The following is a 19,970-nucleotide window of genomic DNA, read 5'->3' on the forward strand; positions in this document are numbered from 1 at the left end:
CAACTGAAAATTGATCGGTAATAGTTGATTTTAAAAGGTTTTTTACCTTTAATATGTTATATAACAATTGGCGGAATGAAATAGTATAGTATATCAGAAACGCGGAGCAACCAAAAAACTTATTGACCAAAATCGTATATTCTTGGAAGGTTCAAGTGATATTTTTGTTTTTAATAGAGGCTTTTGAAAGTTATTTAAGCAGGCAATTCTAGACTTGAAAACGAAAAAGAAGAGGCCCATCATGCAGCCTCTCACTTTGAAGTAATTTTCATAATTAATTTTCCGCTAATTTAGGTGCAACTTTTGGAGAAGTCACTTTTTGCTCGATTGGGTCTTTTGCTGGTGCTGCCCTTTTGATAAATAAAGCAAGGACAAGGGCAATAACAGAGAAAATAGTCGCTACTAAGAAAGCAAAATTAATTCCTTCCAACATCGCTTGCGCTGCAATTTGTTGTTTAATAGCCGCTATTGCAGCCCCAGTTGGTTGACCTCCTGTTGCACTTGCATGACTCATAGCTTCTTGTGTAAGTTTCGTTGCAGTTGATTCTGTCTTATTCGTCATAATTGTAATTAATAGTGCAGTTCCAATAGCGCCTGACACTTGGTTTAACGTGTTGTTCATCGCTGTACCATGTGGGTAGAAACGAGCCGGTAATTGATTTAAACCATTTGTTGATACAGGCATCATGACCATAGACATGCCGAACATCCTTATCGCATGTAAGATCATTAAGTGCGTATACCCGGTTTCCAACGTTAGTTTGCTGAAATAATAGGTTGTTACCGTTAAAATAGTAAGCCCTATTACAGCTAATATACGGCCGCCAAACCGATCAAATAATTTCCCAGTGATAGGAGACATAAAGGCCATTACTAATGCTCCTGGAAGAAGCATTAACCCTGCATCCATTGGAGAGATTCCACGTAGTGTTTGCACATAGATTGGCAAAAGAATCATTCCGGAAAACATCGCCATATTGATAACCATTGTAATGGCAGATGATAAAGCAAACATTGGATATTTAAATATAGAGAAGTTTAGCATCGGACGCTCTTTTTTTGATTGCAAAATAACAAAGGAAACGAATGAAATAATTCCAACTATAATTGTTCCATACACTTGCGGGCTATCCCAGCCTTTATTCCCGGCAGAACTAAAACCATACATTAAACCGCCAAAACCGATGCTTGATAATAAAAGTGATACGACATCGAGACGGATATTAACCTTTTCTTTTTTATCCTTAAGCAAGAAAAATCCAATTATTAATACTGCGGCTGCAATGGGTGTAACGAAATGGAAAAGCATTCTCCAATCATAATGTTCGATGATCCAACCTGATAATGTTGGACCAATCGCTGGTGCGGCCATTAATATTAGACCAAACACGCCCATCGCTGCTCCTCTTTTTTCTACTGGGAAGCTTACTAACATGACATTCATTAGAAGCGGCATCATAATGGCCGACCCTGCTGCTTGAACCATACGACCGGTTAATAAAATCGGGAAGACGTGGGCTACACCGGCAATGATAGTCCCAATTGTGAACAACCCCATTGCCACTAAAAACAAGCGGCGTACCGAATATTTTTCAATTAAAAATGCAGTAGTTGGAATTAGAATCCCGTTTACTAACATAAATCCTGTTGATAACCATTGCACAGTTGCCGGCTCAATTTTTAATTCTGTCATAATGGAAGGTAAGGCAATGTTTAATAATGTATTATTTAAAAATGCGATAAATGCTCCAATCATTAAGACTGAAATTATCCCATAGGGTGGACGATGTGTCTCTTTAACGTCTTGATTCATTGATCTTTCCTCCTATGAACACTAAGTTCAATTATTTATACTTACATTTCAGATGAACTATATCTTATACCATAAGTTTAAATATTTCAATTGATAAATACTCCCTATTTTAAAAGGTTTGTATATTTCGAAAAATTAATGTACTATGATTTTTATACAAGCAGTCCAATAAAATTCCGGGTGATAATTATGAACATTAGGAAACAAAAAGTATTAAATATTGCTCATCAATTATTTATTGAAAAAGGATATCAAGCTACATCTATTCAAGATATCTTAGAAAGCAGCGGGATCTCGAAGGGAACATTTTATAATTATTTTTCCTCAAAAAGTGAATTATTAATGGCATTATTTAAATCCATTTTTAAAAAACTCGAACAAGAGAGAAATGAATTGCTCATTGGCCAAGACCCCTCTGATGTTAAGGTTTTTATAAAACAAGTTGAATTACATATGAATACGAACAAAAGAAATAAACTATTGTCTCTATTTCAAGAAGTGCTTGTCTTAAATGATCCTGAACTCAACAACTTCATGAAACGTGGCAATTTCCTGTTCATTGATTGGGTATATACTCGATTTCTTGATCTTTTTGGGGACGAGAAAAAACCTTATTTATTAGATTGCGCAATTATGTTTTTAGGAATTCTCCAACATAACTTTAAATTTAACGCAATGGCTTATGAAGAGGAAAACACCAGTATTCAGAGGATTGTTCGATACAGTGTAGAGCGGATTGTAAAAATCGTCGAGGAGGTTTCGGCAGCAGAAGATCAGTTAATAAGACCCGAAGTATTAGAAAACTGGCTGCCAAGCAATAAAACAGATAAGACTTTAAAAGAAAAACTTTGTCATACTGTATTCCAAATTAAAATGACCTTAAGTGATAGTGTTGATCAAACGAAACCACTTGAATTACTTAACTTTGTTTTGGATGAAGTATTGCATTCACGTGAACCGCGGAAATTTCTTATAGAGAGTGCACTTCATTCATTAAAAACAGACATTGCGCTTTCAGAAAACGAGGAAATGCAATTATTTGAAAAGCTTGTCTTGGAATATTTAGCCCCCGGTGAAAATGCCGAAAAAATATAAAATAAACCGGAGTATGTTTATGACTCATACTCCGATTTTTCTCTTTCAATCCCAAACTGGCTTTCTTTTTTCAATAAAGGCACGGATTCCTTCTTGGGCATCTGGATGTTTACTATTTAAAGAAATAACTTCTGTTGAATAATTTAAGGCTTGGAAATCTTCCATATTAATTTGTTGGTAAAACTGACGCTTTCCTATTTCGATAATGTTTAGGCTTTGTTTCGTAATATCTTTAGCCAGTTTTTCCGTTTCGGCATCTAACTCCTCAACCGGGACAACTTTATTGACTAGGCCATGCAACAGCGCCTCTTGTGCTGACATGAAATTACCAGTGAATAGTAATTCTACAGCCTTTTTCCGTCCAATATTTCTACTTAAAAATACAGCTGGCGTACTGCAGAATAGCCCGCTATTTATTCCAGGTGTTGAAAATTTCGCGACATCACTAGCAACCGCTAAGTCACTAGCGGCAACTAATTGACATCCGGCAGCTACAGCTGCACTGCGAACTTTTGAAATAACGATCTGCGGAATCTCGCGTAACGTCCGCATCATCGTCGAACATTCTCGGAAAAGCGCCAATACTTCCGTTTCATTTTTTGCTTCAATTTCTTTTAAGCTATGTCCTGCACAAAATACTCGCTCAGATCCCTCGATCACAACGACTTTTACTTCTCTTTTCGTACCAATTTCTTTTAACAATTGATCCATTTCACGAAGAACCTGCAATGTTAAAGTGTTAAACTCTTTAATATTTTCCAAAGTAATATAAGCAATGTCCTCTGTTTGTCTTACTGATAAAAACTCCATCCTCCAACTCCCCCATTTAGTGATTTTATCAAAAACCCTTGCTAATTTCTTGCTGTCATAATTATAGTTTGAATGTTCAGCTAACTTTAGTCAACAGCAACATTATCACATTTTGGTATTGTCCATACCTCTTACTCTAAATATGTAGTGATAAAGCGATATTGTAAAATTAATGATTGATAAAATGATAAAAAGAATAGTAAAATATTTTCCTCCGATTGTCGGTGAATCAGAAACGAAAACAGTTAGAAAAAAGAAAAGCAACCCAAAAAGACTATAAAAAAGTATTAATTTTTTATAACTGTTTTTTAAAACTAACTTTGCTGATATGGTTACTATATAACTTAAAGTGAGGACCATAAATATGGGGAATACTGGTCTAAATTTTGCAGCATATATAAAAAAATCTAATTGTGAAATATCCGATTCTTTTTTAACAGCTCCATTTATAACATTTGAAAAAAAGGCAGTATATTTCCACTCCCATTGTACGTCCAATAGTGCACTACCCTCATACCAAGCCAATAGTGTAAAAAAAAGAAATAGGGTAATAAAAATACAATATTGTAAAATATAAACCATAATAAATCACTCTCTTTTTTTAATTAATCATTTTTACAATTACACCGCAAATTGCCTTAATTACCTGAATATACCATTTATGGATCCTACTGTGTTTTACTTAATATCTCATCTTATAGTCTCCACTCCGGTAATTTAAGTCAATATGCAATATTATAATTTTATTCAAAAAAATCGCCAAATCTATGAATTGGAGCCCATAGATTCAGCGATTGCTTTTTAAGCTAAAAACTCCATAAATTCTCCCCCAGTGATCGTTTCCTTCTCCACCAAGTATTTTGCCAATTCATGTAGTTTATCTTTATTTTCTTCAAGTATTTCAATAGCCCTTTGATGAGCAATTTTAATAATTTTTAGTACTTCCGCATCTATTTTCGCGGATGTCTCAGGAGATACTAACAGAGTAGTATCGCTACCTAAGTAAGGATTGTTTACCGTTTCTAAAGCCATCATATCGAATTCGTCACTCATACCAAATCTTGTCACCATATCTCTGGCTATCCTAGTCGCCTGTTGGATGTCATTCGCTGCACCTGAAGTGATCGTATTAAAAACTATCTCTTCCGCAGCTCGGCCGCCCATGTAGGTGGTGATTTTATCCATGACTTGCTCTTTTGTAAGCAGTACTTGTTCCCCTTCCTCCACCTGCATCGTATAACCCAACGACCCCGAGGTTCTCGGAATAATCGTTATTTTATGAACGGGTGCTGAGTGGTTTTGTTTGGCCGCAACTAGAGCATGGCCTATTTCGTGATAGGCAATCGTTAATTTATCTTTCATCGGAATCACGGCATTTTTTCTCTGATATCCAGCAATAACGACCTCTACAGACTCCTCGAGGTCACTTTGGTTTACGTGATGACGGCCTTCTTTCACCGCTCTCAATGCACCCTCATTAATAATATTGGCCAAATCCGCCCCAGACGCACCTGGTGTTGCTCTTGCAATTGCATTTAAATCAATATCGTCTCCCATTCTTACCTTGCCGGCATGGACATTCAAAATCGCTTCACGTCCCTGCAAATCCGGTAATTCCACCGGGATTCTACGGTCAAATCTTCCAGGTCTAAGCAACGCTTTATCAAGGGTTTCCGGTCGATTCGTAGCCGCTAAAATAACGACCCCCTTACCGGCATCAAACCCATCCATCTCTGACAAAAGTTGATTTAATGTTTGCTCCCTTTCATCATTGCTGCTGATCCCCATTGAATTGCGGCTTTTACCGATCGCATCGATTTCATCAATAAAAACGATGCAAGGAGCTTTTTCCTGTGCCTGTTTGAATAAATCCCTGACTCTCGCAGCCCCCATTCCGACAAACATCTCCACAAATTCAGAACCAGATATCGAGAAGAATGGTACCTTGGATTCGCCTGCTAATGCTTTTGCAAGCAGTGTTTTCCCCGTTCCGGGAGGTCCCACAAGCAAAACTCCCTTTGGAATCTTAGCACCAATAAATCGATACTTCGTTGGATTATGTAAATAATCAACAATTTCCTGCAATGCTTCTTTAGCCTCATCCTGACCAGCGACATCTTTAAAGGATTTCCCTGTTTCTGCTTTCACATAAATTCTGGCATTACTTTTCCCAATACTTAATGTACGATTTCCCCCTCCTACCTTCGTTTGCATTTTCCTAATGAAAATTTGACTGATCCAAATAAAAAGAATCAGTGGGAGGATCCAAGTTAAAATAAAATTGATGAAAGAGGAATTATCGCTTTGAATCGTGGAGGTAAAAGGGACTTTGGCTTTATACAGACGGTTCACTAAATCTGGATCATCCATACGTCCCGTCACAAAAGCAGCTTCATTTCCTTGTTCGTTACTAGCAGTAAAAGTGATTTGATTAGGCAAAATCTTTACCGCTTTAATATCCCCCTTCTCAATTTTTGTTAAAAATGTCCCATAATCAACTTCCGTTATTTTTTGTTCCGTAATCAGCGGCATGATAAATGCGTTCAGAAGCATAACAACACTCATTGCAATCAGGAAATAATAAATCATGGGCTTCCGAGAATTTCTTTGTACTTTCATTATTGGTTCTCCCTTCAAGCCTTTTCTTTAACCCATATTTTAACACTCTTAATAGTCTAAACCTCACAAAAAACTTGTACTTTATGTGAACCCTTTTACAAATCTTGTATATAAAAAAAATAATTCATAAGTGAAACTTATTTTATTTTCCAACGTAAATACTATAGAATGAAATATAACTATTAAAAAAGAAATACGGAGGGAATTTATTAAATGAAAAAATTATTCGCAGCTGTGATTACTGCAGCACTTTTGTTTACGCCGATTGGAACAGCTATTTTCCAAGACCAACCTACAACGGTTGACGCCAAAAGGTATAGTTCAGGTAAGAAAGGATTTAACTTCAATAACAACACACAGAAAAACAACAATTCCTTATTTCAAAACAAAAAAGCAGATCAAAACACAACCAATAAATCTACTGCTACACCAAATACACAGAAAAAAGGCGGATTTTTCTCAGGCGGTTTAATGAAGGGATTAATGATTGGTGGTCTTGCCGGTTTACTATTTGGCGGCTTATTTGGTAACATGGGATTTTTAGGTGAGATCCTTGGTTTGATGATTAATGTACTAGCCATTATTGTATTAATTTCACTAGTTCGTGGTATATTTACTTACTTCAAAAACAAAAAGAAAAAAGAGGATGTTAATCCATGGCGGAGCTAGTACTAACAGAGCAGGATATTATTAATGCGACCTGCATTTATATTGCTCGGAAAAGGCAAGTAAAACCGGAAGATGTTGAAGTTGAATTAATGTTTGATGATGACTATGGCTTTTCTGCAGAAGTTTTTGTAAATGACCGAAAGCAAGTACTGACCCACGGAAATTTAATTGAAGCTTTGCGATTATGGCTTGAGGAGTTTTTAAACAGAGATCCATATGCAGGCATTCAGTTGGTTCTTGATGATGAAGAAGGTATTATTGCATTAATTAATTAAAAGGAGCCCCGTTTCAATCAAAACGGGGCTTTGTTTTCTTTTCTTATTTTTTCTTCTTTGACATTCTTCCTAAAATAAAGGCACCTGCTGTTAAGCCCAACACTGTATTTGTTTTCTTATTAAATACTGTTTTGGCAACAAGGTTTAAATTTTGAGGTCTTTCAGCAAGACGTCTCATGAAATAACCATACCAGTCCTTACCAAATGGTACATACGTACAGAAGTTATAGCCCTCTTTGGCAAGCTCTAATTGCAGCTCTCTTCTGAAGCCATATAACATTTGGAATTCGTATTTATCTTTAGGTATATTGTTTTGTTTAATAAACTTTTTCAAATGATTGATAATATGGTGATCATGTGTGGCAATGGAAGTGAACTTTCCATTTAATAGATGCCACTCTGTAATACGAATAAAGTTAGCATCAATCTCTTTTTTATCTTGGTATGCAAGCTCTGCAGGCTCTTTATAAGCACCTTTTACAATACGTACACGCATATCTTTATATTTTTCAACAAATTCCTGCGCACGGTGGAAATAGGCCTGAATAACCGTTCCAACGTTATCAAATTCCCTTGTTAACTCATCAAGAATGTCATAAGCAGGCTGTAAGTGCCCTGAATCCTCAATGTCAAAGTTAACAAACATATTGTAACCGCTTGCTTTTTCTAGGATTTCCTTAAGATTTAGCAGTGCGAAATCATAATCAATGTCTAATCCCAATTGTGTTGGTTTTAATGAAATGTGAGCGTCTACATTATTTTCGTGGATAGCTTCGATTACAGCAAGAATATTATTTTTTGCCTCAGTTGCTTCTTCTTTTTGATAAACAAATTCGCCTAGATTATCTACCGTACAAGAAATGCCATGCGCATTTAGCTCTTTAATACTTTTGATTACTTCAGGAATATTTGTACCCGCTACGACACTTTGTGCCCCCATTTTTAATCCATACTTTTTAGCAGCACTATTTAAAAATTGATTTTGAGAAAGACCAATGAAAAAATCTTTTAATAACATAGCGATTACCCCTCCACCGTAATTTTTTCGAATATATGAACCCGATATTCGACAATTTTCTCCGTTGTCAACCAGAGTTTATATTTCACTTATTATTATATTAAATTTTACTTGAAATTTCTTTGTAACAATCAACCAAAATATCTGTCATTTTTTGTGGAGAATTCACAATATTACTTTAGACCAAATGAAGAGGCAACTATGTGTATAGTTGCCTTTGTTACACCACTGTCTAGCTCCAGCGCCTATCGCCTAGCAAACTTCAGGTCTCCTCCCTACGCTAAGTCAACTAGGAATTGCTAACGCAATTCAAGTTTCCTTTATCGCTGTCGTTGTGCCCTCCAGTTTGTACGGCGATGAGCAAGGCGCTTCCGCTTTTCTATGCTTCTTCCGGAACATTTTCCTTAATACTTACCTTTACTTTGACAATTCTTCGGTCATTCATTTCCTCTACTGCAAAAATAATGTCTTTGTATTCGATAGCAGGACGTTCCTCAACGCCAGGGATATAGCCTAGTTGTCCAATCATAAATCCACTTAATGTATCATAATCCTGTATCGGGAGATCAATATTCAGAATGTCCTCAACTTCATAAAGATTTGTCGTACCTGCCATAATGTAATGATATTCATCAATTTCTTCAATCTCTACTACGTCCATCTCAGGTTCATCATATTCATCGAAAATATTTCCGACGATTTCCTCAATTAAATCCTCAATTGTGATGATTCCATCCGTTCCACCATATTCATCAATTACGATCGCCATATGGACATTATTCTTCTGCATGTCTCTAAATAGTTGGTCAATTTTGATTGATTCCAACACATAATACGGCTCTCGAACCAGTTCACGTAAATTGAAACTCTCCCTGTCTCCGCTTTCAATAAATTGAAACAGGTCTTTAACATGTAAAATACCGACGATATTATCTATTTTTTCATCATATACAGGAAGTCTCGTATATTTTTCCACATTGGCAACATGTAGTGCCTCTTTTAAAGTCGTTTCAACAGGAATCGAAACGATATTCGTTCTATGAGTCATAATATCCGAGACCGTTTTATTATCGAACTCAAAGATATTATTGATCATTTGTTTTTCTGTTTCTAGAATGGTTCCTTTTTCTTGTCCAACATCGACCATCATTCTAATTTCTTCTTCCGTTACATCTTCCTCATCTGCATTTGGGTCGAACCCAAGCATTCTTACCATTAAGTTTGTAGACAAGGTTAAGAACTTTACAAAAGGTGATGTAATTTTTGATAACACTGTTAATGGTGATACGGCAAAAAACGAGATTTGCTCAGCCTTTTGTAATGCGAGCCTTTTTGGAACAAGTTCACCTAGCACTAATGTAAAATAAGATAGGATTAATGTAATAATGATTGTAGAAAGCGTCGCAAGTGTTGATTGCGAGAGCGGCAACCCTAAATTATATAGAAATTCCGCAAGCCTTCCTGCAAAGCTACCGGCTGCAAAAGCACTCGCTAAAAATCCAGCAAGTGTAATACCAATCTGTATCGTTGCTAAAAAACGGCTTGGCTCATTTAAAAGTGTTTGTACCATTTTCGCCTTTTTATGTCCACTGTCTGCCATCAACTTTATTTTATTATCGTTCAAGGAAACCAGTGCCATTTCTGACGCTGCAAAAAATGCATTCAAAAGAATCAGTACAATGAGTACCAATATTTCGGTGCCCAAATAATCTACCTCCAGGTAATGTATAATGTAATCAATAATACTTTATCAGATTTACGTAAAATTGTATAATGACAACTTCGAAAAATAACTACTTTTAGTGTTTACTTTTAAAATTTTATCATTCTAATATGGATAGCAAGTTGACTTATTTCAAAAACATCTTAATTTTCCATGTATTTACACCTTCTTTCGATGTATATAATCAACTTATTTTATATGATTGATAATTTCATGATAAGATTTTCATAACAACATTACAAAGAAAGGGTTTGAAATTGCCATGGAAATCAAGAAAGTTTCAATTATTGGTTTAGGTGCATTGGGAATTTTATTTGGACATCATTTATCGAAAAGAATGCCAAAAGAAGATTTAAGAATTATCGCTGATAAAAACCGAATCCAAAAATACCAAACCGATGGTGTGTATTGCAATGATGAACGCTGTGATTTCAACTATATTTCCCCAGAAGAGGCTTGCGAGCCAGCCGATTTGCTTATTTTTACAGTTAAGTTTAATAGATTACAAGATGCCATTAAGGCTGTGAAAAATCATGTTTGGGAAAATACTATCATCATTTCTGCACTTAATAGGATTTCCAGTGAAGGAGTAATCGGCGATGCTTATGGAACGGACAAAGTGTTATATTGTGTCGCCCAAGGCATGGATGCAGTTAAGGTAGGGAACAAGCTTACGTATGCAAATATGGGAATGCTTGTTTTTGGTGACCAGGAACCGGGAATTATTTCTGAAAAAGTAAAAGCAGTTAAGGCGTTTTTTGAAAAAACGGAATTCGCCCATGAGGTTCTGACTGATATGAAGGAGAAATTGTGGGGGAAATTCATGCTGAATGTCGGGGTCAATCAAACAGTTGCCGTTTATGAGAGCAATTATGGTGAAATTCAAAAGGACGGCCCTGCAAGAGATATGATGATCGCAGCTATGAGAGAAGTTGCTATGCTCTCTGAAAAAGAAGGGATCACCTTAACGGAAGATGACATTACATATTGGCTAGATGTATTAAGTAAATTAAGCCCTGAAGGAAAACCATCAATGGCGCAGGATGTTGAAGCTAGACGTTTCAGTGAAGTTGATTTATTTGCGGGAACAGTTTTGGAGTTGGGTAAGAAATACGATATTCCCACGCCTGTAAATAAAGAGCTTTATGATAGGATTACAAAAATTGAAAGTGAATATTAACCATGTTATAGAAATAATCAATTTTTCCATTTATAATTAGGTGTGATTTATATCACACCATTTTATATCACACCATTTTTGTTTTCAAAAAACAGAAAATACATCACAAGGAGATCAATTTATGTGGTTTGTTTTTGCACTTTTAACAGCATTAGCATGGGGCGGTGCTGACCTATTTTATAAAAAAGGATCCGATAGCCATGATAAATACAGTCATCTTAAAATCGTAGCTATTGTTGGTTTAGTGATGGGGGTACATGGTACTGGGTACATGCTTATTAAAGACCTCACATTCGATCCAATGGACATGGTAAGATACTTGCCTGTTTCCGGACTTTATATTTTATCGATGACCATCGGTTACATTGGTTTAAGATATATTGAGCTTTCCATTGCATCTCCTGTACAAAACTCTTCTGGAGCTGTTACTGCCATTTTATTATTTATCTTTTTTCCACAGGACCTCGGGTTCTTTGATATTGCAGGAATTGTAATCATAACGTTTGGCGTCGTTGGTCTCGCCTTTTTAGAAAAGAAAGCAGAGGGTGAGGCGCTCAAATTAAGTGCCGTTCAAATTGATAAAAAATATCAAATCGGCTTTTTGGCCATTACCTTCCCAATTATCTATTGTGTTATAGATGGTTTAGGAACGTTTGCCGACGGAATTTATCTTGATGAAATGAAGCTGATAAGTGAGGAGGCGGCTCTTCTTGCCTACGAATTTACCTTTTTCATTTGTGCTGTCTTTACATTTATATTTTTAAAAGGATTTAAAAAGGTGCAGTTTCATATTTTTAAAGAACGTGATAAGGGGCTAGCGGCCATTTTAGAAACAACCGGGCAGTTTTTCTATGTTTTTGCAATGGCAAAAAACGCTATTATTGCAGCGCCACTTATTGCCTCTTATAGCATTTTTTCTGTGATATTGTCACGAATGATTCTTAAGGAAAAGCTTAGCAACAAGCACTATGCAGTTATTGTCGTTGTGATGCTTGGAATTATTCTGCTCGGGATTGCAGATGAACTATGAAAAACGCCTGATTAAAGTATTTTGGAAAGCATCCTTACTTTAATCAGGCTGTATTTTTCATTTTAAATTCCTTTCTTCCGCTTTATCCAAATTCCGTATGATAACAATTTTAATTTGTCCCCCAATTAATAGTTTCATGCAATATGACATTTGTCATATCTGCCACATGACAGGTATGTCTGCACAAACTCCTTTTAAGACCTTATTATTATAATTACTAAATCAAAAAATATGGAAAGGGAATAAAATAATGGCAAAACAAAATCAAATGATGCTAAGAAAACAAATGGTTCCTTATGAGAAATCAGAAATGAAAAAGAGTATTTTTCAAATATTAAACACAGTTTTACCGTTTTTCCTAGTGTGGTTTTTGGCTTACAAAAGCTTATCCATTTCCTATTTCCTTACTCTAGCACTTGCGATTATTGGTGCAGGTCTATTAACAAGAATTTTTATAATATTTCATGACTGTTGTCACTATTCTTTTTTCAAAAGTCGAAAAGCCAATGATATTCTTGGGACTATTACGGGAATTATTACAATATTCCCGTATCGAAAATGGCAGCATGATCATTCTGTTCACCATGCTTCGAGTGGTAATCTAGATAAACGCGGTGTGGGTGATATTTCAGTTCTTACGGTCGATGAATATTTAAAGTCATCTACATGGACTAAAATCTCTTATCGCCTTTATCGAAATCCATTTATTATGCTAATTCTTGGCCCAATCTATGTTTTTTTACTAAAAAATCGTTTTAACCATCGAAATGCAAGAGCAAAGGAACGTCTGAACACTTACATTACAAATATTGCGATTGCAGCAATTGTAACAGTATTTTGCCTTACGATTGGATGGCAAAGCTTCCTCTTAGTACAGGGCCCTATCTTTTTTATCTCAGGGGTAGCTGGAATTTGGCTTTTTTATGTCCAGCATACTTATGAGGATTCCTACTTTGAGCCGGATGAGCATTGGGATTATGTAAAAGCCGCAGTAGAAGGCAGTTCTTTTTACAAACTCCCTAAGGTCTTACAATGGATTACAGGGAACATCGGCTTTCATCATGTTCATCATTTAAGCCCAAAGGTTCCAAATTATCATCTTGAAGAGGCCCATAATAATACTGAAGCTTTGCAAAACGTCCCAACGATTACATTATCAACAAGTCTTAGCTGTTTAAAATTTCACCTTTGGGATGAGCAAGGAAAAAGATTCGTCTCTTTTAAACATCTTAGGACTTTGCCTAAAACAAAAATAAATCAGATTTCCGTTCAATCTAAATAGTTTCGTTAAAAATGTCCTCTCCTACTTCTTATCATAAAGATATTTGTAAGTAGTTGAGGATTTTTATGATAGGATTATACTAATATCAAATAAGTTTAGGACAAGAGGTTTATTTTATGTTCAAAAGGTATATTACCTTTCACAAAAATCATGGTATGTCACCTTACATATGGACAATTCTATATGTCTTACCGTTTTATTATATTTTTCAATTAGATTCTACTACTGAAATAGTTGTTGGTATATTACTTACGGTCTTGTTTTTTGCCATCTATCAAGTTGCCTTTTATTCTAAAGGATGGCTCGTCTACATATGGACTATTATTTTAATTGGGATTTCAGGGGTCACAACTAGCTTCTTTAGCTATATATATTTCGCCTTTTTTTTGGTACATTTTATCGGAAATATAAAAAAACAATCAACATTCCTTATTCTCTACATCGTTCATCTATTAAGCACTACCGTTTCGATTTATTTTAGTATTACACAGCATGGCAGTCTTTTTCTAAAGCAGCTGCCGTTTGTCATTATTGTGTGGATCAGTGTCATTCTTCTGCCCTTTAATATTCACAATAAAAATCAGAGAGGTCAGCTGGAAGAGAAGCTCCAGGATGCTAATAAAAGATTAGCGGAACTAAGTAAAATAGAGGAACGTCAAAGAATCGCCCGAGACCTCCATGATACACTTGGACAAAAGCTATCATTAATTGGCCTTAAAAGTGACCTTGCACGAAAATTAGTCAATAAAAATCCCGAGCAGGCTCGAAAAGAGCTAAAGGATGTCCAACAAACTGCACGGACAGCATTAAATGAAGTTCGTAAATTAGTTTCCTCAATGAGAGTCGTTAGTTTAAAAGATGAGATTGTATTAGTTACACAAATTTTAAATGCTGCTAAAATTGACTTTGAAGGTGTCAACCATTTTAAGCTGACCAATGTAAATTTATTGACCGAAAATATTTTAGGTATGTGTTTAAAAGAGGCGGTAACGAATATTGTTAAACATAGCGGTGCCACGATATGCTCCATTTCGATTGAACAAACATGGAAGGAAATCATCATGACGGTAAAGGATAATGGCACTTTTAAAGAACCTTGCGAATCAGAAGTGAAAGGGTCCGGGTTAGCCGGAATGAAGGAACGTCTGGAATTTGTGAACGGAAGTCTAGAAATTTTAAAAAACAAAGGGACAACTTTAATTATTCGTGTCCCTAATGATGTAAAACAGGTCGATTAGGAGGGGTGAAGATGATAAATATTGTTATTGCAGAGGATCAGCAGCTATTACTTGGAGCTTTCGGATCTTTACTCGAACTTGAAGACGATATGAAGGTCGTCGGAAAAGCTTCAAATGGCGACGAGGCAATAGCACTTGTTCGTAAATTCCAGCCAGATGTTTGTATTATGGATATTGAAATGCCCGGTAGAACAGGACTGGATGCAGCTGAAGAGCTTAAGGGCTCCGATTGTAAAATTATTATCTTAACTACCTTTGCCCGAACAGGTTATTTTCAGCGAGCTTTAAAAGCAGGTGTAAATGGTTATTTATTGAAGGACAGCCCAAGCGAGGAATTAGCCAACTCAATCCGCAGCGTTGTCGCAGGTAAACGGATTTACGCACCTGAGTTAATCGAAGTTGCTTATGGCGAAGGAAACCCGCTGACTGATCGGGAAATCGAAGTCCTTGGCCTCGTTGCTGACGGAAAAAACACAAAGGAAATTGCCGATGAATTAAGCATAAAAGCAGGAACCGTTCGCAATTATATCTCAACGATTCTTGATAAACTTGAAGTAAAAAATCGAATAGAAGCAATTAAGCAATCAAAGGAAAAGGGCTGGTTTAAATAAGTAAAACTCCAGCCTTTTTTCAGCACTGGAGTCGTAAATATGCCTCCATATTTTTCACTGATAATGGCTTACTAAAGTAATAGCCTTGCCCAATATTACAATTGCATTGTTTCATAAAAGTCAATTGGTCCTTACTTTCAATTCCTTCTGCAACTAACTCCATATCCAATTCTTTTCCCATTTGAACAATCATCTTTGTTAGAATCCCAGTTTTTCTATCAGTAAGAACTTGTTTGACAAATGATTTATCAATTTTTAAACAATCAAAAGGCAATTGATTTAAAACATTTAATGATGAAAAACCTGTACCGAAATCATCTAATGCTACTGTAATGCCAATCGCTTTCAACTGGCTAATCATATCAAGGGCTCTGCCTATATTATTCATAACGCTTTCAGTAATTTCTAACTCAATTAATTCCGGATCTAATTGGTATAGATCAAGCATTTCTTTAATAAAATCGACAAAATTGGAAGTGTAAAATTGCAGAGGGGAAACATTTAATGCCAATTTTTTAAAATGAACCCCTTGTTTATTCCATTCTTTAGCTTGTCTAAACCCTTCATTAATAACCCACTTGCCAATTGGAATAATTTCCTTTGTATTCTCAGCGATCGGAATAAATTCTCCTGGTGATACGATTCCATAAGATGGGTGATTCCATCTTATCAATCCTTCAATTCCGGCGAGTTTATTATTTTGCAAATTTACTTTAGGCTGATAGGTTAAAAGCAGTTCATTATTTTCAATCGCCCTCTGTATATCTAGCTCAAGTCTTATTGCTTTTTTGGCAATTTTATCTAGAAAAGAATTATAATAACAAAACTCATTACTGAGATTATCCTTGGCAAAGCTTAAGGCTAAATGTGCATTTTTTAATATCGTTTCAACATCATGGTTGTCTGATGCTGCACAGCGATTAATCCCGATACTGATTGACACATGTAAGTGTAAATCATCGTATACCTCAATTGGGTCTCTAAAGTTAAAAACTAACCTATTTGCGATTAATTCGATTTGTTCAATATTTTTTTCTTTAAATAAAAGGATTCCGAAATTATCGCCATGCAGTCTTGCAACAATCCCTTCATCCCCAACACAGTATACTAATCGCTCTGCCGCTTTTTTTATAACTACATCACCAACAGTAAAACCATAGGCATCATTAATAAATTTTACACGTTTTAAGTCAACAAACATGATTGTTAAATTTTCATTAGTACTGAATAATTCTTTTCTTAAGTAACTTTCAAATCTTTCTCTATTTAACAGACCTGTTAATTGGTCAAAACCATCTAATTCATGAATCCTATTTAGCACAAGAATCTTCACCCCACATATAGGTAAAAGTATTAATTTTTATATATTTTACATGCTATAACTACATATTAAATGATATTGAAAACTAAATATATAAAATTCAACACAAAAACTCCTTAATAAAACAATAAGGAGTTTGATGTTAATATTTATTTCAAACTGCGATTCAAAAACGCTTTCGTTCTTTCATGTTTAGGATTTTCAAATAGTTCTGTTGGATGGGCAGATTCAACGATTTCGCCATTATCCATGAAAACAACGCGATTTGCTACCTCTTTTGCAAATCCCATTTCATGCGTTACAACGATCATGGTCATATGCTCTTTTGCCAGATCCTTCATTACTTGAAGAACCTCGCCTGTTAATTCTGGGTCTAAAGCAGAGGTTGGCTCGTCAAATAACAGAATATCAGGATTCATCATCAGCGCCCTGGCGATCGCCACCCTTTGTTTTTGGCCGCCGGAAAGTCTCGCCGGATAGGACTGAGCCCAATTTGTAAGACCTATTTTCTCTAAAAGTTCCACACTTCTCTTTTGAATGTCTTGAATCGACTCTTTTTTTAACAAACGTGGCGCCATTTCCAAGTTTTCTTTCACAGTCAAATGTGGGAATAGATTAAAATGCTGGAAGACCATCCCCATTTTGGCTGAAATTCTTTTTAATTCTTGGGGGCTTGAATATTGACCGTCTTTTACTAAATAGTCCCCATCGACACAAATACTGCCACCATTTATTTCCTCAAGATGAACAAGACTGCGGAGCATTGTACTTTTACCTGAACCTGAAGGTCCGATCACGGCCACAACATCGTTTTTATTTACATCAAATGTAATTTGTTTTAGTACTTCTAAAGTGCCATACGACTTTTTGAGGTTGGATACTTCAATGATTGCCATATCATCACCCCTCCCTATTCAAACTTAAACCTTTGTTCAAGTCGTTTAAAGAACAATGTTAATAGTAGTGTCATAATTAAATAAATGATACCAGCAACGAAGAATGGAACGATTGTAAAGTCCCGGTTAACGGCAGTCTGGGCAAAGTGCAATAACTCCGGTACCGCAACTGCGTATAAAAGTGCTGTATCCTTAACAAGTGTCACGGATTCATTTGCTACAGCCGGAAGAGCAATTCGGAACATTTGCGGTAAAATAATCCGCGTAGTTGTCTGCCATTTATTCAATCCTAGAACTTGAGCCGCCTCGTATTGTCCTTTATCAATAGCAAGGAGTCCTCCGCGAAAGATCTCGGCAAAATAAGCGGCATAGTTCAGGATAAAGCCTAGACATGCAGCCACGAACCGGTCTAATACTAAATATTCACCTACGACAGGCAGCATTGGCAGTCCGAAGCAAATTAGCAAAAGTTGAAGCAATAGCGGTGTTCCGCGCATAACATAAATGTAGGCATGAGCCAACCATGAAACAAGCTTGAATCTACTTTTTACAGCTAATGTTAAAGCAAACCCAAGCGGGATTGAAGTAACAATAGCAATAAAAAACAACAGGACTGTCATTTGTGCCCCTTCGAGCATTGGCTTTAGTATTGTAATTAAATAATCTAAAGACATGAAAGGATTCCTCCAAAAAAAGGGGCGGTCTCAGGTAGACTGCCCTTTTTAGCTTTTATTCAAAATTACTTAAGAACTTTATCTTCTCCAAACCACTTAGTTGAGATTTCTGCTGCTGTACCATCTTCATTCATTTCATCAAGTGCTTTTTGAAGTTTCTCTAAAAGCTCTTCATTCCCTTTTTTCACACCGATTCCATACTCTTCAGGTTCTAGCGTTTCATCAAGTACTTTAAATGTACCCTCTTGTTCAGCCATGTAATAATCAATTACAACTTCATCAATAACTACTGCATCCAGACGTCCACTTCTTAAGTCATTCAATGCTAGCACATTATCAGCAAACTCTGTTACTGTCTTAATTTTCTCCGCAATCGGATTCGCACTTAAAGCATCAGATGCAGATGAAAGTGATTGAAGTCCAACTACTTTACCTTCTAGGTCATTTAATGTTGCAATATCTGAATCAGCCAATGTAACAACAACCTGTGCATTTGCTAAATATGGCTTTGTGAAAAGAACTTTCTCTTTACGCTCATCAGTAATAGTGTATCCGTTCCAAATTAAGTCGATACGTCCACTGGCAAGCTCAGATTCTTTTGTTTTCCAATCAATTGGTTGGAATTTTGGTTCTAGTCCCATTTTTTCCGCTGCTGCTTTTGCAAGATCAATATCAAAACCAACAATTTCATTTTTCTCGTCACGGAATCCCATTGGTGCAAATTTATCATCAATACCGATCACCAACGGTTTTGTTTCTTGTTCAGGAGTTCCCTCTTTCTCTTCGGTAGTTGAACCTGTATTAGAGGAGCAACCTGTAACAATTAAAAATACTGCTGCCATTACTAGAATAATAGACGCAAAACGCTTCATATTCAGTAAACCACCTTTTTATGTTTATTTTTTTATTATTTCGCTTTAATACACTACCACATTATAACACTATAATATCGTATAAAACAATATCATTACCATGAATCTTACAACCTTACAAAATTGTAAGTTTATGTAAGGGAAAGCGATGTTTATTTTGTTTCAACCAAAATAAAATGAATCATATATTGAAATGGGGAGGCACAACTAAATGGCTCTTTCAGAAGCAAATATTTATCTATTTAGATTAATCAATGACTTAGGGAAACAGTATCCACATTTTAACTCGTCTTTCGTGTTTATTGCCGAATACATGGTTTATTTCCTTGCATTGTCTGTTATCTATTTTTGGTTTAGACGTAACGAACATAGTAGAATAATGGTCATATGTGCCGGTTCAACTTTTATCGTTTCTGAAATGATTGGAAAGATAGCTGGAAAAATTCATTCAAACTATCAACCCTTTTCCGAGCTGCCAAATGTGAATCAATTAATAGAAAAGGCAGTAGATAATTCATTTCCTAGTGATCATACGATTTTGTTCTTTTCATTTTGTATGACATTTTGGCTATTCAAAAAAGGAAGTGGACTTCTATGGTTGCTTCTTGCTATTATAGTTGGTATTTCTCGAATTTGGGTCGGCGTTCATTATCCGGCTGACGTTATCGTTGGGGCAGTGATTAGCATATTCTCTACGATCGTTGTCTACTTCACTTTACCGAAGTTAACGTTTATCAATCATGCTCTTGAACTCTATGAAAAAATCGAGCGTTATGTATCACGTCCAAAAATAAAAACAAAAGATTTCTAAGTAGCTGGATGATTTTTGTCCAGCTTTTTTTGG

General features: G+C 35.9%; 19 protein-coding genes. 9 read left to right on the top strand and 10 right to left on the bottom strand.

The window, feature by feature from the left end; translation table 11 throughout:
• Positions 1–274: 274 nt before the first annotated feature.
• Positions 275–1,813: a DHA2 family efflux MFS transporter permease subunit gene (locus P9E47_RS05900; protein ID WP_326162842.1), complete on the bottom strand. Its 1,539-nt coding sequence runs from the start codon at positions 1,811–1,813 to the stop codon at positions 275–277.
• 189 nt (positions 1,814–2,002) lie between these two features.
• Between P9E47_RS05900 and P9E47_RS05905 the strand changes: the two genes are divergently transcribed.
• On the top strand, positions 2,003–2,908 hold the full coding sequence (locus P9E47_RS05905) for a TetR/AcrR family transcriptional regulator (RefSeq protein ID WP_326162843.1): 906 nt from the start codon (positions 2,003–2,005) through the stop codon (positions 2,906–2,908).
• Positions 2,909–2,953: 45 nt separating this feature from the next.
• Here P9E47_RS05905 and P9E47_RS05910 read toward each other — a convergent pair whose 3' ends face one another.
• The 3 genes from P9E47_RS05910 to ftsH form a co-directional block, all read right to left on the bottom strand.
• On the bottom strand, positions 2,954–3,718 hold the full coding sequence (locus tag P9E47_RS05910) for an enoyl-CoA hydratase-related protein (protein ID WP_003332366.1): 765 nt from the start codon (positions 3,716–3,718) through the stop codon (positions 2,954–2,956).
• Positions 3,719–3,823: 105 nt separating this feature from the next.
• The gene (locus tag P9E47_RS05915; protein ID WP_326162844.1) at positions 3,824–4,300 is read right to left on the bottom strand and encodes a YjdJ family protein; all 477 of its coding nucleotides are present in this window, start codon (positions 4,298–4,300) and stop codon (positions 3,824–3,826) included.
• Positions 4,301–4,519: 219 nt separating this feature from the next.
• Positions 4,520–6,337, bottom strand: coding sequence for an ATP-dependent zinc metalloprotease FtsH (ftsH, locus tag P9E47_RS05920; RefSeq protein ID WP_326162845.1), 1,818 nt, complete (start codon positions 6,335–6,337; stop codon positions 4,520–4,522).
• Positions 6,338–6,550: 213 nt separating this feature from the next.
• On the opposite strand from ftsH, the gene P9E47_RS05925 reads away from it, so the two are divergent.
• Positions 6,551–7,006 (top strand): hypothetical protein, encoded by a 456-nt coding sequence (locus P9E47_RS05925; RefSeq protein ID WP_003332362.1) that lies wholly within the window; start codon positions 6,551–6,553, stop codon positions 7,004–7,006.
• On the top strand, positions 6,994–7,281 hold the full coding sequence (locus P9E47_RS05930; RefSeq protein ID WP_326151204.1) for a YxcD family protein: 288 nt from the start codon (positions 6,994–6,996) through the stop codon (positions 7,279–7,281). Before P9E47_RS05925 ends, P9E47_RS05930 begins: the two co-directional genes overlap by 13 nt.
• Before the next feature lie 43 nt (positions 7,282–7,324).
• On the opposite strand, the gene P9E47_RS05935 is transcribed toward P9E47_RS05930, so the two are convergent.
• Both P9E47_RS05935 and P9E47_RS05940 read right to left on the bottom strand, forming a co-directional pair.
• Positions 7,325–8,299: a proline dehydrogenase family protein gene (locus P9E47_RS05935; protein WP_003332360.1), complete on the bottom strand. Its 975-nt coding sequence runs from the start codon at positions 8,297–8,299 to the stop codon at positions 7,325–7,327.
• A gap of 379 nt (positions 8,300–8,678) precedes the next feature.
• Positions 8,679–10,004 carry a hemolysin family protein gene (locus P9E47_RS05940; protein ID WP_003330551.1) on the bottom strand — a complete coding sequence of 442 codons (1,326 nt, stop codon included), beginning with the start codon at positions 10,002–10,004 and terminating at the stop codon, positions 8,679–8,681.
• Positions 10,005–10,284: 280 nt separating this feature from the next.
• Here P9E47_RS05940 and P9E47_RS05945 point away from each other — a divergent pair, with 280 nt between their 5' ends.
• The 5 genes from P9E47_RS05945 (at position 10,285) to P9E47_RS05965 (ending at position 15,363) form a co-directional block, all read left to right on the top strand.
• Positions 10,285–11,202: a ketopantoate reductase family protein gene (locus tag P9E47_RS05945; protein WP_326162847.1), complete on the top strand. Its 918-nt coding sequence runs from the start codon at positions 10,285–10,287 to the stop codon at positions 11,200–11,202.
• A 121-nt stretch (positions 11,203–11,323) separates the two neighbouring features.
• The gene (locus P9E47_RS05950) at positions 11,324–12,232 is read left to right on the top strand and encodes an EamA family transporter (RefSeq protein WP_003330553.1); all 909 of its coding nucleotides are present in this window, start codon (positions 11,324–11,326) and stop codon (positions 12,230–12,232) included.
• A gap of 250 nt (positions 12,233–12,482) precedes the next feature.
• Complete coding sequence (locus P9E47_RS05955) at positions 12,483–13,514, top strand: fatty acid desaturase (RefSeq protein ID WP_326162849.1); 1,032 nt, start codon at positions 12,483–12,485, stop codon at positions 13,512–13,514.
• Between the two features lie 116 nt (positions 13,515–13,630).
• Positions 13,631–14,752 (top strand): sensor histidine kinase, encoded by a 1,122-nt coding sequence (locus P9E47_RS05960; protein WP_003330555.1) that lies wholly within the window; start codon positions 13,631–13,633, stop codon positions 14,750–14,752.
• 11 nt (positions 14,753–14,763) lie between these two features.
• Positions 14,764–15,363: a response regulator transcription factor gene (locus P9E47_RS05965; RefSeq protein WP_003330556.1), complete on the top strand. Its 600-nt coding sequence runs from the start codon at positions 14,764–14,766 to the stop codon at positions 15,361–15,363.
• A 19-nt stretch (positions 15,364–15,382) separates the two neighbouring features.
• On the opposite strand, the gene P9E47_RS05970 is transcribed toward P9E47_RS05965, so the two are convergent.
• The 4 genes from P9E47_RS05970 to P9E47_RS05985 all read right to left on the bottom strand — a co-directional run bounded on the left by P9E47_RS05970 (position 15,383) and on the right by P9E47_RS05985 (position 19,126).
• Positions 15,383–16,684 carry a putative bifunctional diguanylate cyclase/phosphodiesterase gene (locus P9E47_RS05970; protein WP_003330557.1) on the bottom strand — a complete coding sequence of 434 codons (1,302 nt, stop codon included), beginning with the start codon at positions 16,682–16,684 and terminating at the stop codon, positions 15,383–15,385.
• A gap of 149 nt (positions 16,685–16,833) precedes the next feature.
• Positions 16,834–17,580 (bottom strand): amino acid ABC transporter ATP-binding protein, encoded by a 747-nt coding sequence (locus tag P9E47_RS05975; protein WP_003330558.1) that lies wholly within the window; start codon positions 17,578–17,580, stop codon positions 16,834–16,836.
• Positions 17,581–17,594: 14 nt separating this feature from the next.
• Positions 17,595–18,254 (bottom strand): amino acid ABC transporter permease, encoded by a 660-nt coding sequence (locus tag P9E47_RS05980; RefSeq protein WP_003330561.1) that lies wholly within the window; start codon positions 18,252–18,254, stop codon positions 17,595–17,597.
• 65 nt (positions 18,255–18,319) lie between these two features.
• Positions 18,320–19,126 (bottom strand): amino acid ABC transporter substrate-binding protein, encoded by an 807-nt coding sequence (locus P9E47_RS05985; RefSeq protein WP_003330562.1) that lies wholly within the window; start codon positions 19,124–19,126, stop codon positions 18,320–18,322.
• Between the two features lie 211 nt (positions 19,127–19,337).
• On the opposite strand from P9E47_RS05985, the gene P9E47_RS05990 reads away from it, so the two are divergent.
• A complete protein-coding gene (locus P9E47_RS05990) occupies positions 19,338–19,937 on the top strand; it encodes an undecaprenyl-diphosphatase (protein ID WP_003330563.1) in 600 nt (199 codons plus the stop codon).
• Positions 19,938–19,970: the final 33 nt, after the last annotated feature.

It is taken from the genome of Schinkia azotoformans (assembly GCF_035811335.1).
In the GTDB taxonomy this organism is placed as follows: domain Bacteria; phylum Bacillota; class Bacilli; order Bacillales; family Bacillaceae_J; genus Schinkia; species Schinkia azotoformans.